Origin of the sequence: Listeria sp. ILCC792, assembly GCF_900186135.1 — a bacterium.
GTDB classification, from domain to species: Bacteria; Bacillota; Bacilli; order Lactobacillales; family Listeriaceae; genus Listeria; species Listeria goaensis.
This window is the reverse complement of sequence record NZ_FYBO01000012.1, coordinates 59,839-83,448: the sequence shown is the minus strand read 5'-3', so window position 1 is coordinate 83,448 and position 23,610 is coordinate 59,839. Positions and strand designations below refer to the sequence as shown.

22 protein-coding genes, 1 tRNA gene and 1 riboswitch are annotated in these 23,610 nt (G+C 40.1%); of the genes, 9 read left to right on the top strand and 14 right to left on the bottom strand.

What is annotated here, in order from left to right; translation table 11 throughout:
* Positions 1-4: 4 nt before the first annotated feature.
* The 9 genes from CFS60_RS11875 to CFS60_RS11835 form a co-directional block, all read right to left on the bottom strand.
* Entirely contained in the window at positions 5-499 is a 495-nt protein-coding gene (locus CFS60_RS11875; protein WP_088810454.1) for a hypothetical protein, read from the bottom strand.
* Entirely contained in the window at positions 489-1,289 is an 801-nt protein-coding gene (locus CFS60_RS11870) for a DUF3100 domain-containing protein (protein ID WP_088810453.1), read from the bottom strand. The genes CFS60_RS11875 and CFS60_RS11870 overlap by 11 nt, the downstream gene beginning before the upstream one ends.
* Before the next feature lie 10 nt (positions 1,290-1,299).
* Positions 1,300-2,559 (bottom strand): M20/M25/M40 family metallo-hydrolase, encoded by a 1,260-nt coding sequence (locus tag CFS60_RS11865; protein WP_088839297.1) that lies wholly within the window; start codon positions 2,557-2,559, stop codon positions 1,300-1,302.
* Positions 2,560-2,737: 178 nt separating this feature from the next.
* Complete coding sequence (locus tag CFS60_RS11860) at positions 2,738-3,760, bottom strand: DUF389 domain-containing protein (protein ID WP_088810451.1); 1,023 nt, start codon at positions 3,758-3,760, stop codon at positions 2,738-2,740.
* A 70-nt stretch (positions 3,761-3,830) separates the two neighbouring features.
* A complete protein-coding gene (locus CFS60_RS11855; RefSeq protein ID WP_088810450.1) occupies positions 3,831-4,529 on the bottom strand; it encodes a hypothetical protein in 699 nt (232 codons plus the stop codon).
* A gap of 117 nt (positions 4,530-4,646) precedes the next feature.
* Positions 4,647-5,834, bottom strand: coding sequence for a M20 family metallopeptidase (locus tag CFS60_RS11850; protein WP_088810449.1), 1,188 nt, complete (start codon positions 5,832-5,834; stop codon positions 4,647-4,649).
* 12 nt (positions 5,835-5,846) lie between these two features.
* Positions 5,847-7,247 (bottom strand): MFS transporter, encoded by a 1,401-nt coding sequence (locus tag CFS60_RS11845; RefSeq protein WP_088810448.1) that lies wholly within the window; start codon positions 7,245-7,247, stop codon positions 5,847-5,849.
* Positions 7,247-8,449 (bottom strand): M20 family metallopeptidase, encoded by a 1,203-nt coding sequence (locus tag CFS60_RS11840; protein ID WP_088825801.1) that lies wholly within the window; start codon positions 8,447-8,449, stop codon positions 7,247-7,249. The genes CFS60_RS11845 and CFS60_RS11840 overlap by 1 nt, the downstream gene beginning before the upstream one ends.
* A 191-nt stretch (positions 8,450-8,640) precedes the next feature.
* A complete protein-coding gene (locus CFS60_RS11835; protein WP_088810446.1) occupies positions 8,641-10,974 on the bottom strand; it encodes a helix-turn-helix domain-containing protein in 2,334 nt (777 codons plus the stop codon).
* 590 nt (positions 10,975-11,564) lie between these two features.
* On the opposite strand from CFS60_RS11835, the gene CFS60_RS11830 reads away from it, so the two are divergent.
* Positions 11,565-13,664, top strand: coding sequence for a glycosyl hydrolase family 28-related protein (locus CFS60_RS11830; RefSeq protein ID WP_088839296.1), 2,100 nt, complete (start codon positions 11,565-11,567; stop codon positions 13,662-13,664).
* Positions 13,665-13,708: 44 nt separating this feature from the next.
* On the opposite strand, the gene CFS60_RS11825 is transcribed toward CFS60_RS11830, so the two are convergent.
* Entirely contained in the window at positions 13,709-14,128 is a 420-nt protein-coding gene (locus CFS60_RS11825; protein ID WP_088810444.1) for an effector binding domain-containing protein, read from the bottom strand.
* A 100-nt stretch (positions 14,129-14,228) separates the two neighbouring features.
* Between CFS60_RS11825 and CFS60_RS11820 the strand changes: the two genes are divergently transcribed.
* Entirely contained in the window at positions 14,229-15,149 is a 921-nt protein-coding gene (locus tag CFS60_RS11820; RefSeq protein WP_088839295.1) for a YafY family protein, read from the top strand.
* A gap of 263 nt (positions 15,150-15,412) precedes the next feature.
* On the opposite strand, the gene CFS60_RS11815 is transcribed toward CFS60_RS11820, so the two are convergent.
* The 4 genes from CFS60_RS11815 to CFS60_RS11800 are packed head-to-tail and all read right to left on the bottom strand — an operon-like array spanning position 15,413 to position 18,719.
* Positions 15,413-16,195: a carbon-nitrogen family hydrolase gene (locus CFS60_RS11815; RefSeq protein WP_088810442.1), complete on the bottom strand. Its 783-nt coding sequence runs from the start codon at positions 16,193-16,195 to the stop codon at positions 15,413-15,415.
* 18 nt (positions 16,196-16,213) lie between these two features.
* Entirely contained in the window at positions 16,214-16,876 is a 663-nt protein-coding gene (locus tag CFS60_RS11810; protein WP_088810441.1) for a methionine ABC transporter permease, read from the bottom strand.
* On the bottom strand, positions 16,869-17,888 hold the full coding sequence (locus CFS60_RS11805; RefSeq protein ID WP_088810440.1) for a methionine ABC transporter ATP-binding protein: 1,020 nt from the start codon (positions 17,886-17,888) through the stop codon (positions 16,869-16,871). Before CFS60_RS11805 ends, CFS60_RS11810 begins: the two co-directional genes overlap by 8 nt.
* A 12-nt stretch (positions 17,889-17,900) precedes the next feature.
* Positions 17,901-18,719, bottom strand: coding sequence for a MetQ/NlpA family ABC transporter substrate-binding protein (locus CFS60_RS11800; RefSeq protein ID WP_088810439.1), 819 nt, complete (start codon positions 18,717-18,719; stop codon positions 17,901-17,903).
* A 171-nt stretch (positions 18,720-18,890) separates the two neighbouring features.
* Positions 18,891-19,001: riboswitch (SAM riboswitch) on the bottom strand.
* A gap of 152 nt (positions 19,002-19,153) precedes the next feature.
* On the opposite strand from CFS60_RS11800, the gene CFS60_RS11795 reads away from it, so the two are divergent.
* The 7 genes from CFS60_RS11795 to yycF all read left to right on the top strand — a co-directional run bounded on the left by CFS60_RS11795 (position 19,154) and on the right by yycF (position 23,483).
* Positions 19,154-20,335 (top strand): pyridoxal phosphate-dependent aminotransferase, encoded by a 1,182-nt coding sequence (locus CFS60_RS11795; protein ID WP_088839294.1) that lies wholly within the window; start codon positions 19,154-19,156, stop codon positions 20,333-20,335.
* Between the two features lie 66 nt (positions 20,336-20,401).
* Positions 20,402-20,474 (top strand) — tRNA-Asp (locus CFS60_RS11790).
* A gap of 112 nt (positions 20,475-20,586) precedes the next feature.
* Positions 20,587-21,021, top strand: coding sequence for a GyrI-like domain-containing protein (locus tag CFS60_RS11785; protein ID WP_088810437.1), 435 nt, complete (start codon positions 20,587-20,589; stop codon positions 21,019-21,021).
* A 34-nt stretch (positions 21,022-21,055) separates the two neighbouring features.
* Complete coding sequence (locus CFS60_RS11780; protein ID WP_088839293.1) at positions 21,056-21,994, top strand: YafY family protein; 939 nt, start codon at positions 21,056-21,058, stop codon at positions 21,992-21,994.
* Positions 21,975-22,481: a ClbS/DfsB family four-helix bundle protein gene (locus CFS60_RS11775; RefSeq protein WP_088839292.1), complete on the top strand. Its 507-nt coding sequence runs from the start codon at positions 21,975-21,977 to the stop codon at positions 22,479-22,481. Before CFS60_RS11780 ends, CFS60_RS11775 begins: the two co-directional genes overlap by 20 nt.
* The gene (locus CFS60_RS13940) at positions 22,423-22,791 is read left to right on the top strand and encodes a hypothetical protein (RefSeq protein ID WP_179946609.1); all 369 of its coding nucleotides are present in this window, start codon (positions 22,423-22,425) and stop codon (positions 22,789-22,791) included. The genes CFS60_RS11775 and CFS60_RS13940 overlap by 59 nt, the downstream gene beginning before the upstream one ends.
* Positions 22,770-23,483, top strand: coding sequence for a response regulator YycF (yycF, locus tag CFS60_RS11765; protein ID WP_088810433.1), 714 nt, complete (start codon positions 22,770-22,772; stop codon positions 23,481-23,483). The genes CFS60_RS13940 and yycF overlap by 22 nt, the downstream gene beginning before the upstream one ends.
* The last annotated feature ends 127 nt before the right edge of the window (positions 23,484-23,610 follow it).

Genomic DNA, 23,610 nt, shown 5'->3' with positions numbered 1-23,610 from the left:
TTCTTTATAGTGAGCCTGTAATCCAAAGGCCGAATTGTGATAGAATGGCGCTGCCTAAGTAGGTTCCGATGAAAACAAAAACCGCAACGATGCCAATTTTCCAAGAAGTTTTGGAGAGGTCAACGAGATGGTCGGCAACGGAAATGCCTGCAAATGCTAAAATTGGCGTTGTAATGGATAGGAAATCAACGGCTGAAATAGCAGTTACAAAGAAGTCTGAGATTAGGCAGAAAATGAGTGATACTAGCGATACCCAACCGAGGACGGGGAAGTTACGCAAGAAGCCAACTGGCACTCTTTTCATTACATCAGATATGATAATACCTAGGAAAGCAAATAACCATAAAACGGCTAGCCCAATTAGGGTGTTTGTTACGATTGGCGTACCGTCAGGGTTTTTCCATAATTTAATTCCTTGCGTAAATAAAATAAGTGCTACGCTAAGTAAAAGGATTAAGCCCATTTTGATATATTTTTTACCAAGAGTTTCATTTTGCATGTTGTTTGCCTCCTCGAGTTAAGGTGCGGTACATAAATCTTTGAAGCGGAACAGCGAGGAAGACCATGGTATATGTTCCTAAGAAACTGGTCAAGAGCTGGCTGGCTGCTGCATAAGATAGTATGGTTGAGCTTTGTTCAGGAACTTGGGCTGCGAGCGTGGAGGACGCGGCTGTCATCATGCTAGCGGATCCAACGCCTGAACTCATGGCTAGTGCTCGAACGTCAAAGCCTAGAGAAAGCAAGAATGGTGCGAAAATACTAAAGAAGATAGCGCCGAATAAGGTTCCAATTAAATAGATGGATAATACGCCGCGTCCTTCTGCTGAATTTAGCGTGTATTTTTCCGAGATGTAGGCCAGTTCGCCTTCGCGACCGAGTCCTAGTGTTGCTCCGATTGCTTCGCGGCGCAACCCGAGCATGATGGCTACTGGGAGACCGAGCAGAACGGTACCTAGGTTCCCTAATTCTTGCAAGAGGAATACCCAGCCGATGCTTAGGATTTCTTTAATGTGCGGGGCTACATCGGCGCCGTATCGCGCCATTAGTGGTAACATAATAATGATTAAATATTGACCGGAAAAGCCAACATTTTCTTTGCTATAAATTTTCTTCAAGATGCCTTTTCGGAAAAATGGAATACCGAAAATCATTCCGATGGCAACGGCAAAAACAAGTGGCAAGACAGTGACAGTTACTGTGCCGAATTGGAGTGTCTTAATTCCAATCATTTCTGCGATTGTAATAATGATGAGCACAGTTGCGATTAAATAAATAAACCCTTTTTTCATGTTTTCCTCCCTAGTCTGTGATTGATTGGATTAGTTTTTCATATTCATTGTAGCTACGTTTATAAAGTTTCGTCGTGTCTAATTGCCCGTTCATTTCCTCGAACACTTGGCTCACAAAACGCGGGAATTGTTCCAACACAAAGCGGTCGTCTATCATGCGGAAATCATCGCCGTGAATGGCACCTGTGAAGCCACCATAGCTGATTTGAATGCACGGGAACATAAAGGCTAAATCGCCAATGTCACCAGCAGCTGCAATTCCGCCGCGGTCATCAATTAGGCCCGTGATTTCTTCATTTTTATCAAAAGCGTGTTTGACAAATGAATTTAAATAAGTGTCTTGAACGAAAGGCAAGTAGCCCATTTGTGTTTCTGTTTTGACATTTCCTGATAAGGCTGCCGCACTATGTTCTGCAGCGAGGTCAAGCTTTTTAGCAGTTTCCTGCATGTATTCAATAGACTTGGTACGTAAATCGGTTCCCACAGTAACGCGGTTTGGAATCACGTTTGTCGACATGTTGCTATTCATCAAAATTGGATTAAAACGGACAAGCTGATCATCGCGAACTTGCTGTCTGAGTAGCCCGAGTGCGACGTTGAACATTGTGGACATGCTATAGGCATTTACGCCGCTGAACGGGTCGAAACCAGCATGTGTTGCTTTTCCTTCAAAGTGATAACGTTTATAAAGAAAGCCGGCTAAATCGCAACCAATTTCGATGGTCGGCTCATCAAATGTTTCCCCAATTGAATGCACGCAAACACCAAAATCAATATCGTCAAACACGCCAAGTTTCATCGCTTCCGGCTTGCCGCCGTAGTAGGTAATCGTTCCTTCTTGTCGTAAAGTTTCGCGGTAGTCAAGATCTAAATATTCTTCTGCTGGAATAAAAACAAAGGCGATGTTGAAATCATAGTTTTTATAGGCAGCTGTTTCAATGAAATAGGTATACAGCGAAAGAGCTGTCGTTATCTGTGTGAAATGCCCACAATTATGCGCGGCGCCAGTCTCTTTGTCGGCACAAAAGTGAGTAGGTGCGTACACAGCGTCTAGTTCAGCGATAAAAGCCATTGTAATAGGCTTATCTTTTGAAAGGTATGTTTTGATACCCGTAGTGCTAAAATAATCCAATTCAATTTGATTATTCTTACTTTTCAGAAAGTCCTCGACCAATTGTTTCGTTTTCCACTCTTTGTATCCTAATTCGGGGTTGTTGAAAATCTGATTAGCAATTTTCTGCATTTCGTCAAACTGCTCTTTGAAAAACATCTTTATCCTCCTAACCTTTTTAATCTACTTCTTATGATAAAGACAATAAAAAGTGAAGTCAACCCTATTTTAAAGAAAAATACGAATGATTTGTTTGAATTTCCATTTTTTATACGTATATAAGCCTGTAATGGCACTAAAAAACCACCCCCGTGACTGGAGGTGGCTTCATAAATGATTATTTTGCTTGTTCTTCGACGCTTTTGTTAGTATCGTAGTTTTTCTTAATATACTGGTCGATGAATTTCGTTACCTGACTACCTTTCAGTTCAGTGAGGTCAGGAATTTGATCCACATCAAGTTTAACATCGTCTAAACCATAATCCGGTAAGTCTTGCTCAATACTTTGAACGGTGCTTTTAGGCATCGGGGACCCGGATATTGTAACCGTAAGAACATGTTTATCCTCGTTATAACTTTGATCCAAAACAACATAATCCGAAAATTCATTCGTAACAAATTGGTTAATAGACGATTTTTCCATACTATCTTGGACAAGTATAGAAGCAGAAAAAATACTTGGAATAATAATGAAAAGCGATAAAATAATTAAAAAGATATTGATGCGCCGTGTGTGTTTGCTATTCTTCGCTGTATGTAAGGGAAAGCGCATAAATCTAATGCCGATAAATGTGGCTATCATAATGAAAGCACAATTAATAATAAAGAGGTAAGAGGCACCTAAGAAATACGAAAAATTCAGCGTAGCGATGGCATACCCAATTGTACAAACTGGCGGCATTAACGCCGTTGCAATGGCTACCCCGGGAACGATATTTGTACTCGTCTTTTTAGAAGCCCCGATAATTCCAGCAACGCCACCTGCAAAAGCGATAATTACATCCCAAATCGTTGGGGCAGTTCTTGCGATTAGTTCATCACTGGCATAGGTTATCGGTGAAATCGTGAAGTAAAGAGTGGCCACTACTAGGCTTACTAATACCTCAACGAGTAGTAACAGTGCTGCTTTTTTGACGATATAAAAATCAAGGACGGAAAGTCCGTACCCTACACCTAAAATAGGCGTCATAAGCGGGGAGATTAGCATCGCCCCAATGATAACGGGAATAGAGTTCATATTTAATCCGATGGAAGCAATTAAGATAGCGCACATTAAAATGACAGAGTCGCTAATTTTAATTGTTAAGTCAGAATTAATTTTTTCCCTAAATTCTTGTGCATTATAACTTGTACTGGCCATAATTTCTCCTTATGAATAAAATGAGTTTGGTGACTTAATTTTAACCCGTAATAAAAAAAGCGGCAAATTTTTATTCCTGTGGTTTCTGCCATAAGCGGTATAGCTCAACGATATGAGCAACGATAATCAAAAGAAAAGATATAACCGTCCCAATGATAAGCATGCTCTCGTAGCTTTTCACTTTAGTCAGCCATTCCGAAAGCATCGTGAAAACACTTGTATGTTTGTCAATTTTCTTAGAAACTTCCTTGATTTTCTGAATGGACTTTTGCGGGTCATCCATGATGCGGGTAAGCGCGTCCTCAATTTCCTGTGAGTTGTGCGATAAAATCGTTTTTTTAGCGTTAACGACATTTGTATGTATATCTTGATACGTATGCAGCGATTGCACGGTAAATAAAATCATAAATGAAAACAGGGAAACTAACAATAAGCTGTAACCACTCGTAATGGCAACGCTCGTACGCGTCCAGCCTTCCTTTTTCTTCGCTTTAAACATCACAATAATGATTAAAATTGGAACGGCGATAATCAAAAGTAATTCGATAACGATGAAAATAATGGTGCTCTTTAAAGCCGCCACCACTTGATGTAAGAAAAAGCTAAGCAAATCCCTCCCTGCCAGCAGGTTAATAACATTCGATACTGAAAAATCAAAATGCCCCGAAACCATATTCCAAATTATCTCTCTTTGAAAAAGCAAGGCTAAAAAAGTGAGCGCAATAAAAAACAAACTGGTGATTAACACAATTTTTCTTTCCTTAATCATCTAAAATTCCCCCTTTTTCTCTATCATATACTTTCTTTCCCCGATTTGTATATGTATAATCACCTAGTATGTAAAAAGAACATAATCAGAGACTGATTATGTTCTTTTTGACGATTATTAATCCAATGAATAGTAGCTTAAAACAACTTCCGCAACAGATTTTGCGGCAACTAGAAGCGCATCTTCATCAATATCAAATTTCGGATGGTGATTGAAATAAGCGTGCTCTGTATTTTTAGGTTTAGCACCAATGTAGAAAAATACGCCGGGAATTTTTTCCAAATAGTAAGCAAAATCTTCTGAACCAGAAAGCATGTCATATTCGGAAACAGCCGTTAAATACTCACCAATGCCTTTTTGTAAACTTGCAACAACTTGATCAGTAACTTTTGGATCATTGTAAAGAGGTGGGTAGTCATTGGTATAAGTTAATTCTACTGTAACGCCAAACATCGCTTCGATGCCGGAGACAATGCGGTGGATTTCAGTATCGATTTTTTCACGTGTTTCGTTGTTCATGTAGCGGACGTCGCCTTCCAATTCGACGGAGTCTTTGATGACATTAAAGCTTCCTTTCCCGTCGAAAGAGCCAATTGTAACGACGCCTGTATCAAAAGGATTAAGACGTCTGCTAATTACGGTTTGTACGGCTGTTACAAAGTGCGCGCCTGCTACGATGGCATCATTTGCCATATGCGGCGAGGAGCCGTGTCCGCCAGTACCTTGGATGCGCAACTTAAAGTAAGTGCGACCAGCCATTGAATAGCCGCTATGATAGTAAACTTCGCCAGATTCGCCGAATGGGAATACGTGAATGCCGTAAATTTGGTCCACATCATCTAGGATACCTGACTCAACGACGCTTTTAGCTCCGCCTGGCGGTGTTTCTTCCGCATGTTGATGGACAATTTTAATCGTTCCGGGAATGTTTTCTTTAAGCTCAATCAGGCAGTCTGCAAGAATGAGCAAATAGGCGGTATGACCATCATGACCGCAGGCGTGCATGACACCCGGGTTTTTGGATTTAAATGGCAGGTTTGTTTCTTCTTCAACGGGAAGGGCATCAAAATCGGCACGTAGCGCAATGGTTTTACCAGGTTTGCCACCTTTAATTGTGACGACGACAGCATGACCATTGCCGACCTCAGTTGCGACTTCTACATCTTTCCCTTTATAAAAATTTTGAATGAATTTTGCGGTTTCTACTTCGTGAAAAGATAGTTCTGGATGCTCATGTAAATGACGTCTAATTTGAATCATTTCGTCTTTTCGTTCTTCGAGCATTTTCATTAATTGATTACGCATTTTAAAGCCTCCTTATTCGTTTGTAGCGCTTACTACTTTAGATTTTTCCGCTTTTGGTGTAGTGACGACAACAGAAATGAGTGAAATCAAACAAAATGCGACATTCGCGATTAAACCAACCATTGCTGCTAAATCAACATTCCCAGATGCTGCAATCACACCATAAATAGTAGCTGAAATGGCTACGCCGAATGAACCACCGAGGGAGCTTGCCATTTTGTAAATTCCAGATGCTACACCAACTTTATCTTCGGGTGCATTTGAAACGGCTGTATCAGTGGACGGTGTTGCATACATACCAAGTCCTATTCCGAACAAAGCGAATCCGATGAATACAAGGATTGTATAAAGAGCACCAGGAATAAATGTAAGTGCCATTAACGCGATTCCAACGGCTGTAATAGCTGAACCCATAATCATTGGTTTTCGGGCACCAATTCGTTGAAGGATTTTTTCACCGATGCGAATCATTCCGAGAACGCAAACGAGGTAACCGATGGAAAGCAAACCAGATTGGAAGGCTGTAAAGCCGCGTCCGACTTGCACATAAGTGTTTGCGACAACGAGCGTTCCAGCCGCTGCATTTAACAAGAAATTAGAAAGAGTTGCGCCAGTGTAAGCCTTATTTTTAAACAAAGAAAAGTCAATAAAGCCATTTGCTTGGCGAAGCTCTGTGCGGAAAAATAGTCCAGCAGAAAGAAGGAAAACAACGAGCATAATGATTGTTGTTGGGCTTGTCCAGCCGAATGTTGCGCCGCGTGTAATAATAAGGTTTAAACAAACCATTGCGATGACGAAAAGAATTAGTCCAAATGTATCAAATTTTGCTTTCGTTGTTTGCACAACTTTGCTTTCAGGTGTTCCTTTAATTAATAACATGCCTAAAAGTGCGAATGCGATTGAGAAAACGAAGATCCAGCGCCAGCCCATATAAGTGGCGATAAGTCCACCAGCAAATGAACAAATACCTGATCCACCCCAAGAGCCGATTGACCAGTAGCTAAGCGCTCTTTGTCTTTCTGTTCCTTCAAAATAAGTTTTCATCAAGGCAAGTGTTGCAGGCATAATACATGCAGCAGAAAGTCCTTGGATAATCCGACCAATAATGAGTAATGTCGCTCCTTGAGTAACGATAAGTAGAAGCGAGCCAATAATGCTTAAAATAAGTCCAATATAAGTTAATTTCATGCGGCCAAACTTATCCGCCATGCCACCAGCGACTACGATGAAAATACCAGAAAATAGTGCAGTTAAGCTGATTGCGACGCTAAGTAAGTCTGACGAAATACCGAGGTCATCTTGCACAGCTGGTACGATGTTAACCATCGATTGTGCAAAAAGCCAAAATGTGATAACACCAAATACGATGCCGACGATAAGTTTATTTGTTCCTTTATATGCGTTTGTTGCCATTAGTTATTCTCTCCTTTTAAATAATCCAGTACACAAGCGCCCATCGCTTTTGAAGCAATAAGTAAGGCGTCTTCATTAATATCAAATTTAGGGTGGTGATGCGGATAAAAATGTCCATCCGCCGGCATCGCGCCAACATAGAAAAATACGCTAGGCCGTTCTTTCGCATAATAAGCGAAGTCTTCAGAAGGCGGTTGCGGTTCACAACGCACCACATCTGTAATTTCAGGTATGTCTGAGCTGTGAAGTGAGTTGACAACAAATTCGGTCAAAGCTTCATCGTTGTTTAAAACGGGATAATCATTTTTGTAATCTAGTTCACAAGTTACGCCGAACATCGCTTCAATTCCGCGCACAATGCGTTTGATTTCCTTTTCAATCGTTTGGCGTGTGTCCTCCGACATCGAGCGCACATCACCTTCAAGAGTAACCGCGTCTTTAATCACGTTGAAGCTTCCTTTTCCGTCGAATGAACCAATTGTGATGGAACCAACATCGAACGGATTTAAGCGACGACTAATGACCGTTTGAACAGCCACAACGAATTCGCTTGCCGCCACAATCGCATCATTTGCGAGGTGAGGTGAGGAACCATGTCCGCCTTGACCTTGCACTTTCAATTTGAAATAAGAACGTCCAGTTTGAATCGCACCTTCGCGGTAGAAGACTTCGCCAGTTTTCATCGTTGACATGACGTGAATACCAAGAACATTATCAACACCATCTAAAGCACCATCTTGAATCATTTGAATCGCACCGCCAGGAGGTGTTTCTTCTGCGTGTTGATGTAAAATGACGATTTTGCCTGTTAGTTGTTCCTTCATTTCAATCAATGTTTCAGCTAGGACTAACATATATGCAGTATGACCATCATGGCCACAAGCGTGCATAACACCAGGGTTTTTAGATGCAAACGGTAACCCAGTTTCTTCTTGAATAGGTAGCGCGTCAAAGTCTGCACGAATCGCAAGCGTTTTACCAGGCTTTCCAGTGTCAATCGTTACAACAACACCGTTTCCGCCAACATGAGTCCGCACGTCACAGTCCATATCTTTATAAAAATCCGCAACGTATTTTGCTGTGTTTTCTTCTTGAAAAGAAAGTTCAGGATTTTCATGCAAGTAGCGGCGGATTTCAATCATACGAGATTGTTTTTCGTTTAATTTTTTGAATAACTCTTCTTTCACCGTAAAAACCTCCAATTTATTGTACTGATACTGGCCAGAACATCAGTAATTGTCGATGCATCTTTATTATAAAAAAATAAAAATCAAAAGAAGGGTGTTTTTTTGCTTATTTTTAGCTTGAAAATTTCCTTTTTTAAAAAGTGATTTTATTGATGTCAAAAATTCGACGGTGAACGCAAGAAAAAAGCTTAACGTTTCCGTTAAGCTTAAATCGTATGCCGAAATTCATAAAAATGAATCGCATTAATATCTAAATAGGCGTAAAATGACCAATCATCTGTAATCGTCTCATCACTAACCGTTAACGTAGGCTGCGATGCATCCACAATGTAATCTAAAATTTCTTCATCTAAACCGTGCTTACTATTTAACTGCCAGTATTTAGAATATAAAGCGCCATTATCGCGATCAAATTGCCATTTGCAAACTTGATATTCTCCCGGTTCAAGCCCCAACATGCGAACATGAACTTCTTTTCGCTCTTCTTTTAAAAATTTTTCTTCCACTGAAAAGCGCGGATTCATCGTCGCACAGTTCATCAAAATAAGCTGATAGCCGTCCACATGCCGCGTCATAATAAAATCTTTTCCCTCCGCAACAACAACACCTTTAAGCCGCTTCAGAAATTTCACCGCATAAAACGCTGGTCGCTTCCCGTTGAAAAAATGAAACATTTCGAGCCCGTCAAGACTAATATTTAGCTGACTGCCATCCTCCTCGTGAAGCTCCGTATTAATCCAAAAACCAAGAGCATCCACTTCTGGGGCTAAATCAAGCATGGTTTTTAGGACGAGCGCACCACGGAAAAAAGTACCATTCGTGTACCGCGTATTTCCCGTGAGTGTGTTCCAATTAACGAGCATAAGCGGCTTATGAATTTGATGATGCTTCAAATAAGCTTTCAGTTTTAGCGTTTTAGTCAAACAATAATCTTCCGTAATCAAAAAATCTTCTTTTGAAAAATCAACCGCTTCATTTTGATTCGCGTTATAGGTAATGAAATCAATTTGATCCGCCGCCTCTAAAAACCAAGTATGGCGCACAGGAACCGCATTTTGCGAAAGCGAAAACGGAACAAAAGTGCCCACTTGAATGGCGGATAGGCGCGACTTAATGATTTGCTGGAGCTTCAAATATACACGCTTCAATTCATTTTTATCCGCAAAGGTCAGTTTAGGGTTGAAAAACATAAAGTGCCACTGCGAAACAAATTCTCGGCCGAAAACTTGGATAGAGTGTCGCAAAAAGTGATCAAGACGTTCAAAAACATCATGTTCATTTTCGGAGATATCTTGATACTCAAGCCGAATAAAAAGTTGCAAACGATGCTGTTTTAAAAATGAAATCGCCACATCTGCATTTGCATAAGGAGAAGATGTAGGAACTAATTCGTCCGTTTCAGCCTCAGGCAGAAAAGTGCTTCCTTTAAATAAATGGCGAATGCCGATATAATTGACGCCGAGCTCATCGCGTGACGTTAAAATTTGTTTTTGCACATTTTCCTTCAAAACTTCCTTCAACTCTCCAATGGTTAGGATATGCATATTTTGGGTTAAAGCTCGTGCTGCCTTGTCCGCAATTGCTATTTTCTTCTTTTCAAACGGTGCTTCATTTAATTCATTGCCAGATTCAATGTTGTGATATAGACGAGCAAGTTTAATGAGAATATCGGATGTTGGCACAATTTGCTCAATCGCACGATTTTGCTGGCTTTCTTGTTTTTGCTCGAGGGGACTCAATTCGCGGTGGTGCTGCGTTCTGTACTCACTAGGCGGCGAATGGAAGTACTGTTTAAATGCTTCTGAGAAATGTTTTTGACTCGAGAAGCCATTTTTAAGCGCAATTTCGGTAATACTCTCTGTCGAATAGAGCAAGTTTTCACGCGCATGCTTCAATCTAACTTCCGTCAAGTATTGCAAAAAGCCGACGCCAGTTGTTTTCTTGAAATAACGAGATAAATAAGCCTCACTTAAATATTCCTTTTGAGCAAAATCATGAAGGGACAAGGCCTCATCAAAATGTTCTTCTACCTCTCTAATGATTCGCGAGATGCGCTTATCATTCATTTCCTTTTTAGCAAAAGAAGGGTTTTCCTTTTTTAAAAAACGAGTTAAAACGAGCAAGATTTGAAGTAATGCAGTTTGCGCGTCTAGCTTGTTGGCTTGTCTTTGATTCGTTGAGGCGATTAAAAGTTCACTGATAGACTTTCGGAGGGAACTGACAATTTGTTCTCTCCCGGGATCGATTTCCTTAGTGAAAAAGTTAAATGAATGCCGGAAATAATCGGCATAATATTGTGTGAAAAAAGTATCGGAAATCGTCAAATAAATAATTAAATGCTGATTTTCTCCTTGAATCGTGTAAAATGTATGGCGATCAAGGACTAATATATCGCCTTCTTCCAAATGAAAGTGCCGCTCTGAAATTTTGACTGTAACTTTTCCTGAAATTGCGAAAATTAATGTGGTCCCATGTGAAATTTCCGAAGTAGGTTGCTTAATGTGTTGGATTGCAATTTCGTACTCTTTTATGCGTGCCATCCTTCTTCACTCCTTTTCGATACTTTCATCTTAGCATCATATTTACTAAAATGTGTAGTTTATACAAAAAAATAAAAAAGTATTTAGCGCTCATTGTTAGGAATAGCAATGATTTCCTAGTTTTTATGAAATGAAATGGCTACAAAATATCCACAGATTTACGCAAGGCATAATAGTATACTTAGAATATCATGCTGTAGTATTCTCGTTCACAAATGAAGAAGCGATAACAAACTTAGCCATATAGCATGAGTGGCACGCGAAATTAGCGGAAACTAATTTTGCGCAGATAACCTTTAGTGAATTCACTAAAGGTTATTTTAGTATATAGAAACAGCCACTTAAAAAATAAGTGGCTGTTTCTACATGGTTCTATACAAGCTAAAGAGATTACTATTAGTATAGTGGAATTTTCTTTATTTGTCTGTGGACAAAATGAGGCGAATAACTGATTTTTTTAACTTTAAATGGGCATTTTACACATTTTCTTGCGAGGAATACCAAAATTTTATAGAAAACCAATTTGTACTATGATAAAGAAATAGTAAAGAAATAAATCTTTACTTGTAAACATAAAGGAGAGATCATAAGTGGAAACAACCATTATACCCGAAATAAAAGTACACAACGTTAAAGATTTTGGCGCAGTTGGAAATGGCCTAGCAGATGATACAAAAGCAATCCAAGACGCGATTGATGCGCTGTATGAATATCCTGTAAAGAAAGCCGATAAAACAGTTTTATCCAGAGCTGAAACAGAGGAAATGACAAAAGAAGGCGGGATAGTTTATTTTCCGGCTGGTAGTTATAAAATCTCAAAGACTATTTTTGTAGATAAAGCGGGAGTTAACTTACAAGGGGATTCTTCGCTATCAAGTCAAATCATCCCTTCTGGTGAGATGGTGAATAATGAACTGATTTTTGACAAAGAAAAAGAGGACCAACCGATTTTTGATTTTGCTTATTTTAATGGCGAGAAGCGAACTGGGGAACGTTCTTTTATTCGAAATATTGGCATGTCTCATTTAACTTTTGACTTGAGATACGTAAATAACGTCACAACAATCCGAATTATTCGCCCGTATGATTTATGCAAATTTAAAAACCTGTTTTTCTTTAATATTCGCGGGACTGCCATTCAGGCAATTAGTGATACATCAGCAAAGCTATTTAATGGCAAACGAGTTGTTGGGCAGGGATTGATTCTTGAAGACATTCATATTGATAATAGTGGCTCAACACAAGATTATTTGAAACTCAAAAGGGACAAAGGGAGAGTGGAGGATGCGACGGGGACCTTCATTCATTTAGAAAATATTAACGAAAGTAGCTTAACAAACGTAAAGATTTTGGCTTGTGGAGTGCAGGCAGACGCAAATACAGGTCTTGCCATTAAAACAGCAGACAATAAAACGATCCAGGCGTTTGCTAATCGAATCGGAATCCTTTTGGAAGGGTGCCATGGTGTTACAATCAAAGAAAGTTCATTGGGCTTTTTCGATAATGCAGCGATTAAACTCCAAAGAGGCACAAACGGCGCGCAAATTGAAAATGCCTACACATTTATTCAACATAATACTTTTGAAGAAAACAAGAAAGCGCACATTCAAATTGATGGCGGCGCTGAACCTTTAGCCGTAAAAGGGGTTGGAAAAACATTTATTTCAGACAATCGCTTTTTAGGAAAAGTAAGTCCCGAATATGCATATGAAATCGATAATTGTAATCTTGTAACGATTCGTGATCGTGCTAATGTTAAGGTGGGACAACTAGCGTTCAATACAATTATTGAAGCTGGCGAAGTAAATGCAATTGAAGTAGCTGGAACTAGCTTTCAATCAAAACCAAGAATAACAGATAATGGCTACAGAACAGTAATCATGGGAAAAGAGAATGTTTTGAGCGAGCAAAAAACGAGCTATTCAGATGCCTATTCCTTTAAAACACGATTGCTGGCAGAACGACTCACAATTCCAGTTGTTAAAAAACAAGATTTGTATCGTTATAATGAAGTTGTAATAGAAGGGGATATTGCACTTTTAAAAGAAGATGGTAAACCGGAAACGAAGTTAATTGTCCTTAGAACCATTCAAAATGGACAATTAGTGTGGGTGGATATGAAGGATAATGTGATTGATGTGAGTCAAATAACGGAAGCGACTGTATCGGGAACAGAAGTTAAGGGGAAATTCATAGGGGGCATTACGCAACTTAGAATAACAGAAATATTATCTGATGGAGCGGAACGACCACAAGAAACAGGCGGTACAATTGAGTCAAGCGGACGATTTTCATTGCAATACACCGAAATCACAGCTAATTGTACGCACTTGAAAATTGAAGGTTTTGATGAAAGAGGGTTTAGCGTAGCCGAATTTATGCTTCATTTACCGCCGCAATTAGCAACGCAACTAATTGTGTCGCCGCTATATAATCGAGATGCAGCCTCATTTATTACAGGAACATATTGGAATATTGCGTCACTTCGTTTTGTTGCTCGTAATATAACGACGGGAGAAGAGCAAATCTATGCTGGCGGGGATTTAAAAGCAGATGGCACATTTACGTATTATGCGCGTGATAAAGTGAGAGAAAATCTTGAAACAATGAAATACATCCTAAACGGTTTAGATTCAGAAAATAGAGTCGTCGTAAGCGTCAATGTTATGACAGGCGAAAATTTATTGTAAGCATAAAAAGAAGCAGAAAATTAATTCTGCTTCTTTTTCAATGTTTATTTTGCGTTCACTGGAATATAGATTGTAAATTTGTCTTCGCGTAAATCTTCCAAGTTAAAGTTTCCGGCAAGGTCGTATTTACCGCCTTGCATCACTTCGCCGTAAGTTTGACCGATAAAATTGTCAATGGCAGTGCGTTCAGTTTCTTCAGATACGAATTTTGCATAGTCGCCTTCAGGAATTTCAAAGGAAATTACACCATTACCTTCACCAGATTTTGCAACGATGTAATTTTGTTTGCCATCGATGGACGCATTAATACCAACATAATTTTTTGCATCGTCCGCGTACTTTTCATAGGCAGCAGTCTTAATTTCGCTCATTTTTCCAAAACCTTCTTGTGGATTAAAATTAGGAATTTCAACTTTTTCTCCGGAAAATACTTCTTTTTCTAAGTGTACAATTTCAAATGACATAACTTTTTCCCTCCAAAAATAAATTTAATTTTGTTATGATGTAACTATAACACGCTAATGTTGACAACTGTATGTCATCATTTGAAAAAGGAGTAAAAAAATGAAAATTGAGCGGCTAATTGGCATTATTATGTTGCTTTTACAACGTGAAATTGTTAGCGCAAATGAAATGGCAAAAATGTTCGAAGTATCAAAACGTACGATTTACCGCGACATGGAAACACTTTCGATGGCGAAAATTCCGATTTATACGATGCCAGGCGTGAACGGTGGAATTGGAATTATGCCAACTTATAAAGTAGACAAACGTTTACTTACTACGGAAGATTTAACGACAATTGTCACAAGTTTGAATGGATTTGAACAATTATTTTCTTCAACAGATATTAAGCGAACGCTTTTGAAAATGAAAAATATGTTGCGGTCTGATGATGAAGTTAGTGATCATCTTATTTCGCTGGATTTTTCAAATGTAACAACGAAAAAAGAAATAAATGAACACGTTGAGGAGCTACATTTGGCGATAAAAAAACATCAATATGTTGCCGTGACATATAGCGACCGAGATGGGAATGAAACGAAGCGAAAAATAGAACCATACCATTTGCTTTTCCGAAATCGTTATTGGTATTTACAAGGCTATAGCACAGAGCGGGAAGACTTTCGGACGTTTAAATTATCGCGAATGATTCACTTAGAAACCCTTGCGGATACTTTTACGCCGCGCGAATTTGTGGTCAGACCATTTAACCCAAAACCGCAATTTTCACCTTTTGAAATGGAAGAAGTAGACTTGCTCCTTGACCGTACTGGACGGGAACAAATTGTAGAGCGCGCAAATGTTCTGGAAATAAAAGCACTCGATGAAACGTATTTTCAAGCCAAGGTTATTCTACCTGATCATGAAGTCGGCTACCGCTTTCTTTTAAACCTAGGAACACATGCAACGATAAAAAGTCAAAATGAATTTTACGATAACTTTATAGCCTATTTGGAAGCCATTCAACTAAAATACCAATAAAAACCAAAGCCCCTATCATGGATTTGATAGGGGCTTTGGCGGTTTTAAGGAAGAATATATAAAATAGGTGTAAAACCTATGATTTAGATGATGCATTTATTGTATCGTCTTAAAATGAAAAAATAATGAAAATAAATGAAGAAATTATATAAAAAAAAGGCTGAGACATAAATAAAAAAACAAGTGAAAATCCAGTAAATCCATTTTGGAAAATGGTATAGTTACTGGATCTTTACTTGCCTATTTTCTCTTTTTGTGTGAGCTTAGAAATATAATTCTGGGCGGCGGTCTTCGAAAATGGACATCGATTGACGCGCCGCACTGATTTCAGCCAAATCAATTGTGCTGTAGAAATTTTCTTCGGTTTCTCCCGCTAAAAGGAGGATTTCGCCGTGCGGATTGATGACCATAGAATGGCCGTTAAATTGGTTGTTTGGATCTTTGCCGACACGGTTTACGGCCACGACGAACGCTTGATTTTCGATTGCCCGTGCGACGAGCAATTTTTCCCACTGGGAAATGCGCACATCTGGCCACTGGGCAACAACAAAAATAACTTCTGCGCCTCTTGCGGTATGGTGCCGCATCCATTCGGGGAAGCGAATATCATAACAGATGAAGCCGGCTGTTTTTGTGCCGTTTAGCATGAAGAGGTTGGCATCATTCCCAGGCTCCAAATAGAGATGTTCGTCCATTAGCTTGAAAGGGTGGACCTTTTTATAAGAAGAAAGAAAATCACCTTGATTATCAAAAGCGTACATAATATTTGTGAATTTCCCGTCCGTTTTGATGGCAACGGAACCGCCAATAATCGTAATATTTTGCTCTCTCGCAAGCTCAGATAAAAACTTTTTCGTCCGCTCGCCGTGACGGTCTGCGTATATCTCAAGCTCGCTCAAACAATAGCCCGTATTCCACATTTCGGGTAAAACGGCAATCTCAGCACCGCTTCTTGCCGCCTCGGTTACTGCTTGCCGGACCCGTTTGAAATTCGCATCTGGATCCTTAAACGTAACGTCAATTTGGCAAAGCGCAAGCTTCCACATATTTTATTCCCCCAGTTTTCAGTCTTTCTTTAATCGTCTTGCTAGGAAATTTCCAAGTGATTGCAAGGTTTGTACGATGATAATTAAAATAATAATGGTCGCGTACATAATGGTTGGTTCAAAGCGCTGGAATCCGTATTGATAGGCAATGGTTCCAAGTCCGCCGGCGCCAACTAGTCCTGCCATCGCGGTGGCTCCAATTAGACCAATTGTAGCGATTGTCAGGCCAAGCACGATGCCTGAACGCGCCTCGCGAAGCACAACATTTAAAATGATTTTTGACGTAGAAATTCCCATCGCCTGATACGCTTCAATGACACCGCGGTCGACTTCAAGTAAAGCAGATTCCATCAGCCGAGCGATATATGGCGCTGTGAAAACGACAAGCGGCAAAATAACGCCCTTTACGCCAATTGTAGTGCCCACGATAATTTTTGTAAATGGCAAAATTAAAAAAAGTAAAATAATAAATGGCAGCGAACGTAAAATATTAATAATCCAGTTTAAAATCGTGTAAGCCGTTTTATTCTCAGCTTGCCCATCTTTTCGTGTTAAAACAAGTAAAATACCAAGTGGTAGACCGACCAAAATGGAGATGACGAGCGTGATGCTTGTCATTGTAAGGGTTTCTAGAAATCCAGTCCAAAGGGTGTCGCCCCATTCGTTAAAAAAATCAACCATTTTGTTGCACCTCCGAAACGACTACGCCTTGTTCGCGCAAGTACTCAATTGCTTTGTTATATTCGGCCTCATCACCTTTTAAATGGACTAAAAGTTTGCCAAGGGTATCATTTTTCAGGTGATCAATTCCCCCCGCCAAAATGCTCGGCAGGCAATCAAATTTCCGGGATACAAGCGCAAGGGCAGGCTCATCAGAACCTTCGCCAATGAAATGGAGTGAAACCAATTTACCTGTTTGCTTATATTTTTCTAACACATCGGCTGGAATTTCAAAACTAGCCTCTGAGCCAACAAAACGTTTGGTAGTCGGGTGTTTTGGCTTCGTGAATACATCTAAAACAGTGCCTTCTTCAACAATTTGCCCGTTTTCCATCACAGCAACGCGGTCACAAATGCGCTGAATGACATCGAGTTCATGCGTAATAAGGAAAATCGTAATGCCGAGTTCGCGGTTGATTTTAAGTAGCAAATTTAAAATGGCTTCGGTCGTTTCAGGATCAAGCGCACTCGTCGCCTCATCACTAAGTAAAATTTCAGGTTCATGAGCAAGCGCTCTCGCAATGGCAACACGCTGCTTTTGACCGCCAGAAAGTTGGGCTGGGAAATTTTCTTTTTTATCCGTAAGCCCGACAATTTCTAAGTATTTTTCAACACGTGCTGTAATTTCATCGCTTTTTAAACCTTCAAGTTTAAGCGGTAGCGCGATATTTTCATATACAGTGGCCGTTTTAAGTAGATTGTAGCCTTGAAAAATCATTCCGATTTTACGTCTCGCGAAACGCAAGTTTTTCGCCGAAAGTTGTGCGAGATTGTCGTTTGCAATATGCACAGTACCTTCAGTTGGCTGTTCTAAAAAATTAATACAACGAACAAGCGTACTTTTTCCAGCGCCGCTATAACCCACAACACCGTAAATCTCACCTTTTTGGACGGAAAGCGAAACGTCCTTCACCGCCTGAACGCTTCGCCCGTTAACATTAAAAGTCTTGCTGACATGTTCTAGTTTAATCATGGTTACATCTCCCTAAAATGCAGGTACAACAGACCCATTAAATTCTTTTTCAATGAAGCTTTTAATTTCATCAGAATGGTAATATTTTTTAAGTGTATCGACAACTTCATCATCTTTATTTTCAGTTCTTACGACAAAAACATTTGGGTACGGATTGTCTTTCGTTGGTTCATGGAAAATCGCATCATCATTAATGGTGAGTCCAGCGCCCATCGCAAAATTGGTGTTGATGGCAGCTGCTTTTACTTCACCAAGTTGCGCTGGAATTTGCGAAGCTTCAAGTTCGATGATTTCTAAATCGAGCGGGTTTTCCGCGATATCTTTTTTCGTTGCTTTTTCTTCCACGCCGTCTTTCAACTTAATGACACCAGCGTCTTCAAAAAGTTTTAAGCCACGATATTCGTTCGAAGGATCATTTGGAACCGCAATTTTATCCCCCTTCTTAAGCTCTTTGATGTCTTTAATATCTTTGGAATAAATGCCCATTGGGAAAGCAACTGTCTTAAAGACTTGGTCGATTTTGTAGCCTTTATCTTTTTTCTGTGCATCTAAAAACGGAATCGTTTGGTAGTTATTCGCGTCTAAATCCCCATCGTTTAGCGCAGTGTTTGGCGTGTTATAATCGTCAAACGTTTTAATTGTGATGTCCAGCCCGTCTTTTTTAGCTAACTTTTTCACTTCCTCCGCAATTTGTTGGTGAGGTCCACCCGTTACGCCAATTGTAATCTTTTCCGTGCTTAACGTTTCGGATTTCCCGCCACCACATGCAGAAAGTGCAAGTAGTGCCGCGCCAGTAAATGCAATCAAAATTCCTTTAGTTCTCTTTTTCATTAAAAATTCCTCCCTAAATGTGTCTAAATTTAAATTTTTATAAACATTCTAGCTTGAGAGTGTGGACACAGCGTTTCGCCTTGTATTTATGTACTAGAAAAGTTTTTAGCACATAAATAAACCCCTCTACCATAAGAATAGAGAAGTTGAATGTGTTGCCTATTCGAACTCCTCTCATCTACCAAAATGGCTATACCATTTTGCTGGAATTAGCACCTTCACTTCAAAAAGTTAGGTTGCCGGGCGTCATCGGGCCAGTCCCTCAGCCTCTCTCGATAAGAGAACTACATTATAAAAACTTGTTACGTAAAAATATACCGATTTTTAAGGTGATTGTCAATGCTTTTTTAATGTTTTTTATTTCTAGACTAGACAAAATTGCTAGAAAACTTTAAGATATTTAACAATGAAACATAAAACGGGAGGCGTACGAAATGAGATTTTCTAAAAAGCTCGAAAATTTGCCAGAGCAATTTTTTTCAAAATTAGTACAAAATGTAAATCGCAAAATTGCAGAAGGGCATGATGTCATCAATTTGGGACAAGGAAATCCAGATCAGCCTACGCCGCAAAACATCGTAGAAGCACTAAAAAATGCCGCAGATGATGTGCAAAACCACAAGTATTCTTTGTTTCGCGGCAAGGCAGAACTGAAAGAGGCGGCTGCCAATTTTTATAAAAAAGAGTACGGGGTGACGCTAGATCCTGAAAAAGAAGTGGCCATTTTGTTTGGGACGAAGACGGGGCTTGTGGAGCTGCCGATGTGTCTGCTTGACCCCGGCGAAAAAATGCTCCTGCCTGACCCTGGCTACCCAGATTACTTGTCTGGCGCGGTTTTAGCGGACGCCGAGTATACATTAATGCCTCTTTTGGAGGAAAATCAATTTCTACCGGATTATGCTTTGATAGATGAGGCGACGCGGTCAGATGCGAAGTTGATGTATTTAAATTATCCGAACAATCCAACGGGCGCTATCGCTACAGAGAAGTTTTTCGAAGACACCGTCTCGTTTGCTAAGGAAAATGAGATTGCCGTCGTGCATGATTTTGCTTACGGGGCTATCGGTTTCGGCGCCAAACCAATTAGTTTCCTCCAAACAGAAGGGGCGAAGGATGTCGGAATTGAGCTATACACGCTATCCAAAACATACAATATGGCCGGCTGGCGAATTGGTTTCGCTGTCGGGAATGAAACGATGATTGAAGCCATCAATTTAATCCAAGACCATCTGTATGTGAGTCTTTTCCCTGCCATTCAGGATGCGGGGATTGAAGCACTTAGAGGCTCCCAGGAAGCTGTCAGAAAGCAAAATGAGCGTTACGAAAGTCGAAAAAATGCCTTTTTAGACGCGTGTTCGGAAATCGGCTGGGAAGCAGTCATTCCAAGGGGCTCGTTTTTTGCTTGGATGAAAGTGCCCGAAAACTTCACGAGCACAAGCTTTACAGAGCATTTGCTCGAAAAAGCTAATGTGGCGGTGGCCGATGGAAGTGGCTTCGGCGAGTGCGGAGAAGGTTACGTCCGAGTGGGCCTTCTAATGGACGAGGAGCGACTTAGGGAAGCAGTAAGCCGCATTGGGAAATTAGATTTATTTAAAGCAACGACTTATAGCCTCTAAAAAATAGTTGACGATTTTTGGCAAGCATGGTTTAATGGTGAAGTGCCCTTTTTAAGGTGCTCACTTGGTTCCGTGGTGTAGGGGTTAACATGCCTGCCTGTCACGCAGGAGATCGCGGGTTCAAATCCCGTCGGGACCGTTTGAATTTTAAAAAGTTTGTAGACTTTGTCGTCTGCAAACTTTTTTTATTACCCTGACAAACTGTTGTCAGAGCCCGGTGCTATACTGGAGCTGAAAGGGAGGTAATAAAAATGAATTATCAAGTTAGCCATTTTGAAGAAATAAAAGTGACTGGAGAACACGTGCACATTAGTAATGATGACCCGAATATGAGTGAGAAATTTACGGAACTTTGGCAAGGGTTTTATCAAAATCATGCTACAATGGATATGGAAACAAAAGTATACGGTGTGTATTTTAATTTTGAAGGTGATTATGAAAAACCGACTTCCTTATCGTATGACGTGCTGGCAGGTGTAGCTACGGCAGACGGGGAGGTCACAATTCAAAATGGAAAATATGCCCGCTTTACAGTGGTTGGAAATCCAATGACGGCGCCAGCAGCACTTTGGCAGGAAATTTGGCAGACGCAATTGGAGCGCACTTGCGTGACGGATTTTGAATTATATTATCCCAATCCAGATATTGAAAAAACGCGGATTGAAATTTATATTGGAATAAAATAAACACGCTATTTTAAACGAGAGGGGAAAGCCGTTCATGCGTTTTAATCGAATGTTAGCCATTGTGTTGCTGTTAGTCAGCAAACGGAAAGTGACAGTTCAAACTTTGGCCGATTTTTTTGAAGTATCAGAACGAACCATTTATCGCGATTTGGAAGCACTAGATTATGCTGGTATACCGATAATTTCGACACCGGGGTTTAATGGTGGGATTAGCATTATGGAGAACTACTATTTGGATAAACAATTGTTTTCCTCGCTCGATTTTAAATACGTGCTGCTTTCGCTTTATCGGTTGAATATTGAAAATGACCCAAATAAAACGGCAATTATTGAAAAGCTACAATTGCTGTTCGATGCCGAAGAATTACAACAAATTGAACAGCATGCACATCAAGTTGTGGTGGATTTTTCGTCTTGGCAAGGCACCAAAACGGATGACGCGAAATTTATGCGCATCCAAGAAGCCATAAAAAGCAATCACCAACTAATGTTCACATACACCAAATTAGATGGGCATAAGAAGCAACGCATGATTGAACCCTATCAATTGCTTTTCAAAAGTGGCCGCTGGTATTTAAGTGGTACAGAAGAAGGCGCTCCAAAATTGTTTTTGCTAGACCGAATCAAACACATCGAACTAGGTCAACCATTTAATCCTAATCTAGCGTATTATGAACGCGATTTCATTTGGCGAAAGCAGAATATGCTTGAATTTGTGTTGCGAATTGATCGCTCGATTTTTCATATTTTTGAAAGCTGGCATCAAGTGGAAATTATAGAAGAAGCGGAGCCATTTTTACGGCTGAAAATTATTGCCGAACATAATGCTTGGCTGGAAACATTTATTTTAGGCCTCGGCAGCGCCTGCATCGTGGAAAGCCCAGCTTCACTACGCGCCCTAGTAAGCGCGCAAATTTCGGACATGTATAAAAATTATAAAGGAGATGATAATAGTGGCGAGACCAACAACTAAAGCAGATTTTATACAAGCCTCAAACGAAAAGTATCAACAACTCATACATATGTTAGAGGAAATGCCAAATGAAGTGAAGTTAGCCGCGTTTCAGTTGGCCGACATAAATAAAAAAGAAGCACACTGGAATAGGGATAAAAATATCCGCGATGTCCTCATTCACTTGTATGAATGGCAAAAATTACTTTTAGATTGGGTAGAGCCCAATTTAAAGGGGGAGAAAAAGCAATTTTTGCTGGAAGGCTATAACTGGAAAACTTACGGCGCAATGAACATCGTTTTTTTGGAAAAGCATCAGCAAACAGCATACCCGGCAGCGCTACGCTTATTGCAGGAAAGTCATGGCCAAGTTATGCAACTTGTTGAGCAATTTTCTAACGATGATTTGTTTAAAAAAGGGGTTTTTACTTGGAGCGGTGGAAGCACGCTTGGCAGCTATTTCGTTTCGGCGACGTCAAGCCATTATGAGTGGGCACTTAAAAAATAGCTTATTTCAAGAAGCGACTGTAAACGATATGTTTGCAGTTGTTTTTTTGTTACGGGAAAAATCTTCATATTTAAAATGGACTATGCTAGCTGTAATAATTCAGATAATTTTCGAACTGTGCTATAATAAAATTATGGTCTTCTATTTGTATAGAAGTGAACAAGCTAAAGACGCCGTCGGAAGCGTCCAGGGAGAAGGACTTCCGCACCACAGTCTTAATGATAAACAATTTTTAGGAGAATGCCGGCAGAACCGGAAAAATCCAATTATGGGAGGACTGTTTGAAAAATGGCAGAAAAGAAAATTTTAGTAGTAGATGACGAAAAACCAATTGCAGACATTGTTAAATTTAATTTAAATAAAGAAGGTTTCGATGTATATTGTGCCTATGACGGAGACGAAGCTATTGAGCTTGTTGAGGAAGTACAACCAGATTTAATTTTGCTCGACATCATGCTTCCGGGCCGCGATGGCATTGAAGTTTGTCGTGAAGTGCGCAAAAAATACGATATGCCCATCATCATGGTTACCGCAAAAGATTCCGAAATCGATAAAGTGCTCGGCCTCGAGCTAGGCGCCGACGACTACGTGACGAAACCGTTTAGTAATCGTGAACTTATCGCACGGGTTAAAGCGAATTTGCGCCGTCATAGCCAAATTAGCTCGCAATCCGCTGAAGAAGAAGAAAATAGCGAAATCGAAATTGGCTCCCTCGTCATTCATCCAGACGCATACGTGGCATCTAAACGCGGCGAAACCATCGAGTTAACGCACCGCGAATTTGAACTTCTTCACTATTTAGCGAAACATATGGGCCAAGTTATGACGCGCGAACATTTGCTTCAAACTGTTTGGGGCTATGATTATTTCGGCGATGTCCGTACAGTTGACGTAACCGTAAGACGTCTGCGTGAAAAAATCGAAGACAATCCAAGCCACCCAGCATGGCTCGTTACTCGCCGCGGCGTGGGCTATTATTTGCGAAACCCAGAGCAGGAGTAGCAGCAGAGGCATTTTAAATGAATCTTGTAGGTATAGTGATGGCGCTATTTGAATGGCTACTGCAATATTTTACGGGATTTACAAACTTATAAAGAAATTGATATGGGAATCAAAATATAGATAATTG

What these genes read in the sequence shown, in the direction of transcription:
- CFS60_RS11875 (WP_088810454.1), bottom strand. Translation starts at nt 499, where the DNA reads ATGCAAAATGAAACTCTTGGTAAAAAATATATCAAAATGGGCTTAATC.
- CFS60_RS11870 (WP_088810453.1), bottom strand. Translation starts at nt 1,289, where the DNA reads ATGAAAAAAGGGTTTATTTATTTAATCGCAACTGTGCTCATCATTATT.
- CFS60_RS11865 (WP_088839297.1), bottom strand. Translation starts at nt 2,559, where the DNA reads ATGTTTTTCAAAGAGCAGTTTGACGAAATGCAGAAAATTGCTAATCAG.
- CFS60_RS11860 (WP_088810451.1), bottom strand. Translation starts at nt 3,760, where the DNA reads ATGGCCAGTACAAGTTATAATGCACAAGAATTTAGGGAAAAAATTAAT.
- CFS60_RS11855 (WP_088810450.1), bottom strand. Translation starts at nt 4,529, where the DNA reads ATGATTAAGGAAAGAAAAATTGTGTTAATCACCAGTTTGTTTTTTATT.
- CFS60_RS11850 (WP_088810449.1), bottom strand. Translation starts at nt 5,834, where the DNA reads ATGCGTAATCAATTAATGAAAATGCTCGAAGAACGAAAAGACGAAATG.
- CFS60_RS11845 (WP_088810448.1), bottom strand. Translation starts at nt 7,247, where the DNA reads ATGGCAACAAACGCATATAAAGGAACAAATAAACTTATCGTCGGCATC.
- CFS60_RS11835 (WP_088810446.1), bottom strand. Translation starts at nt 10,974, where the DNA reads ATGGCACGCATAAAAGAGTACGAAATTGCAATCCAACACATTAAGCAA.
- CFS60_RS11825 (WP_088810444.1), bottom strand. Translation starts at nt 14,128, where the DNA reads ATGTCATTTGAAATTGTACACTTAGAAAAAGAAGTATTTTCCGGAGAA.
- CFS60_RS11820 (WP_088839295.1), top strand. Translation starts at nt 14,229, where the DNA reads ATGAAAATTGAGCGGCTAATTGGCATTATTATGTTGCTTTTACAACGT.
- CFS60_RS11815 (WP_088810442.1), bottom strand. Translation starts at nt 16,195, where the DNA reads ATGTGGAAGCTTGCGCTTTGCCAAATTGACGTTACGTTTAAGGATCCA.
- CFS60_RS11810 (WP_088810441.1), bottom strand. Translation starts at nt 16,876, where the DNA reads ATGGTTGATTTTTTTAACGAATGGGGCGACACCCTTTGGACTGGATTT.
- CFS60_RS11805 (WP_088810440.1), bottom strand. Translation starts at nt 17,888, where the DNA reads ATGATTAAACTAGAACATGTCAGCAAGACTTTTAATGTTAACGGGCGA.
- CFS60_RS11800 (WP_088810439.1), bottom strand. Translation starts at nt 18,719, where the DNA reads ATGAAAAAGAGAACTAAAGGAATTTTGATTGCATTTACTGGCGCGGCA.
- CFS60_RS11795 (WP_088839294.1), top strand. Translation starts at nt 19,154, where the DNA reads ATGAGATTTTCTAAAAAGCTCGAAAATTTGCCAGAGCAATTTTTTTCA.
- CFS60_RS11785 (WP_088810437.1), top strand. Translation starts at nt 20,587, where the DNA reads ATGAATTATCAAGTTAGCCATTTTGAAGAAATAAAAGTGACTGGAGAA.
- CFS60_RS11780 (WP_088839293.1), top strand. Translation starts at nt 21,056, where the DNA reads ATGCGTTTTAATCGAATGTTAGCCATTGTGTTGCTGTTAGTCAGCAAA.
- yycF (WP_088810433.1), top strand. Translation starts at nt 22,770, where the DNA reads ATGGCAGAAAAGAAAATTTTAGTAGTAGATGACGAAAAACCAATTGCA.